General features: G+C 66.2%; 3 protein-coding genes. 2 read left to right on the top strand and 1 reads right to left on the bottom strand.

All coding sequences use genetic code 11. From position 1 onward, the window contains the following. On the bottom strand, positions 1-864 hold an 864-nt coding region (locus QM612_RS11230; RefSeq protein WP_415253971.1), incomplete at its 3' end, for a TraB/GumN family protein. Between the two features lie 219 nt (positions 865-1,083). Between QM612_RS11230 and QM612_RS11225 the strand changes: the two genes are divergently transcribed. Next, positions 1,084-1,758, top strand: a complete 675-nt coding sequence (locus QM612_RS11225; protein WP_415253970.1) for a response regulator transcription factor — start codon at positions 1,084-1,086, stop codon at positions 1,756-1,758. 108 nt (positions 1,759-1,866) lie between these two features. Further along, positions 1,867-2,517 (top strand): MltA domain-containing protein (locus QM612_RS11220; RefSeq protein ID WP_415253969.1); only part of this gene is annotated, 651 nt, incomplete at its 3' end.

Here is a 2,517-nt window from a genome sequence, read left to right as displayed (position 1 = left end):
TTTCTGCAGGCGCTCATGTAATACCAGCGCGTGTTCGCTGGCGGGCACGCAGTCCAGCGCCTGCAATTGCTGCTCCAGCGTTTCCAGATGCACCGTGCGCTTGCCGGCGGCAACCGCCATGCGCTGCAAGCGCGCGTCCAGCGTGGCCTCGGCATCACCTTCGCCGCGCGCTTCCAGCAGTGCCAGCACCGCCCATGGCTTCATCCGCTCCATGTCCTGCGGCTTCACCGCAGGCAGCAGCGCAGCGGCCTTGTCCATGTCGCCCGGCTGCAACATCGCACCCAATGGCGACTCCAGCGGCAGCCAGCGATAGCCGTCGTATTCGGGCTTCCATTCGGATTTCAGGTCGGCCTCGTTGACGAAGGTCTCGACCTCGGCAGCCAGTGCTTCCAGTGTCGCGTGGTCGATGCCCTGTTCTTCCGGCGTGCCGAAGTGGATGGTGCCCAGCAGGTAGCTGGCGCGCGGCGGTTCCGGCGATGGCGGCGCGGCTGGCGTTGCCGGGGCATCAACTGCAGGCGCAGCTTCGGCCTGCTGGGTTTCCGCAGGCAGCAATGCGGCAGCAGGTGGCGTGACCTTGAACAGCACGCCGCGTTCGCGCACGCGCGGCGGCGTGGCGGCTTGCTGCGGTTCGGTTTCGATGGCCGCGTCCTGCGGTGCGTCGGCAGGCGGCGGTGCTTCCTGCGGCGGCGCGGATTGCGATGCGGCATCCTGCGCAGGGGTTTCCTGCTGCTGCGCTTGCTCCTGCTGCTGCGGCGCTTCCTGTGCAGCCAGTGCAAACGGAAGCAGCAATGCCAGCAGCATCGCCACGCCTGCGCGGGCAAGCGTCGATGCGCGGTGATTGCGATGTGCCCCGGTCGTCGTCATCGGCTTTGAAAAAATGATCGCGCCAGCCCGGGCGCGCAGTGTCCGCATTCTTCGGCCTGCATGCGGACACGAACCATATGCCGTCGGAGCTATGCCGTTGGAACGGTGCCGGCAGATTGCTGTCCGGTTTCGTTGCCGAATATCGTGATGACATGTGAGGCGCATCGAATCCGTGCGCCGCATCCCTTCCGGACGGGCTTCGCGCATGCAGGTTCTCAAGTGAAAGTGCTGATCGCCGACGACCATCGGCTCATCATCGAAGGCGTGAAGCTCAAGCTGGCCGAGCTTGATCCGGCGGTGGACACCGTGGTCGCGATGAATCTTGAGGAGCTCGATCATGCGGTGGCGGCGCATGCCGACACGCTTGACTTGGCGCTGGTGGACATCGCCATGCCCGGCACGCAGGGCCTGCAGCACATCGCGCGGCTGCGCAGCGTTGCGCCGGCCTTGCCGGTGATCGTGCTGTCCGGGTCCGAGGACGTGGAGCTGATGCGCTCGCTGATGGAACTTGGCGTGCTGGGCTTCATCCCCAAGGCGTATTCACCGGACGTGATGCTGTCCGCGATCCGGCTGGTGCTGGCAGGCGGCATCTACATCCCGCCGCTGCTGCTGGCAAACGCGCAGGCACAGGGCTGGCAGCCTGCGCCGGGCATTGCGGCACCGCCCGCTGCCGATCCATCACGCTCGATCGATGCCTTGCGCACGTTGCTGACGGAGCGCCAGATCGACGTGATGCGGCTGCTTTCGCAGGGCAAGCCGAACAAGCTGATTGCGCGTGACCTTGGCATCAGCGAGGGCACGGTGAAAATCCACCTTGCCGCCATCTTCCGCGCGCTGAACGTGCGCAACCGGGTGGAAGCCGTGGTGGCCTCACGCAAGTTGCAGGGGCTCTGAGGCGGGGCAAGCTCTTGCCATAGTGCGTCCGCCGTATTGTCCGCCGCGCCAGCGGCGCGCAGCCTGTGAGGCATTGCGCGGCCATGCCCAAGGCCGTGGAGCACCATCATGAATCGCACTTCGCACACACCCTCCCGCCTGCGCGTGCCGTTGCTCGCCATCGGCATCGCCCTGTCCACCTTCGCCGCCGCACAAAGCGCGCCGGAAACACCGGCCAACCCGGCGCTCGGCCCGGCCTTCGCCACCAAGAACGCGGCCTATGTGCCGGTGATGCTGGAGGAAATCCCGGGCTGGGAAGATGAAAGCTTCGAGGAAACCTGGGCCGGTTTCAGCACCAACTGCAAGGCGATGAAACGCCGCGCCGCATGGGCACCGCTGTGCGCAAGGCTAGCCAAGCTGCCGAAGAACGACGACGCGCTGCGCCAGTTCATGCATGACGAGTTCTACGCCTACCAGATGCTGACGCCAACCCGCAGCGCCACCGGCAAGCTGACCGGCTATTTCGAGCCGCTGATCGCCGGCTCGCTGACCCGCCAGGGTGCCTACAAATACCCGATCTATGGCACGCCCAAGGACATGTACATGGTCGATTCGCGCACCGTCGCCGGCCAGGCCACGCGCTGGCTGAAGATCGGCGATGGTCGCCTGAGCGGCGCGGAAGCCGGCACGCCGGGGGCGCGCGAATACCGCATCGACCTGGCCGGCGTATCGCCCAACCCGCGTGACAAGCGCTACCGCGTGCGCATCGAAGGCAATACC

It is taken from the genome of Thermomonas sp. (genome assembly GCF_047606765.1).
In the GTDB taxonomy this organism is placed as follows: domain Bacteria; phylum Pseudomonadota; class Gammaproteobacteria; order Xanthomonadales; family Xanthomonadaceae; genus Thermomonas.
Note: the sequence above shows the minus strand (reverse complement) of the source record. Positions and strands in the feature narration are given on the sequence as shown.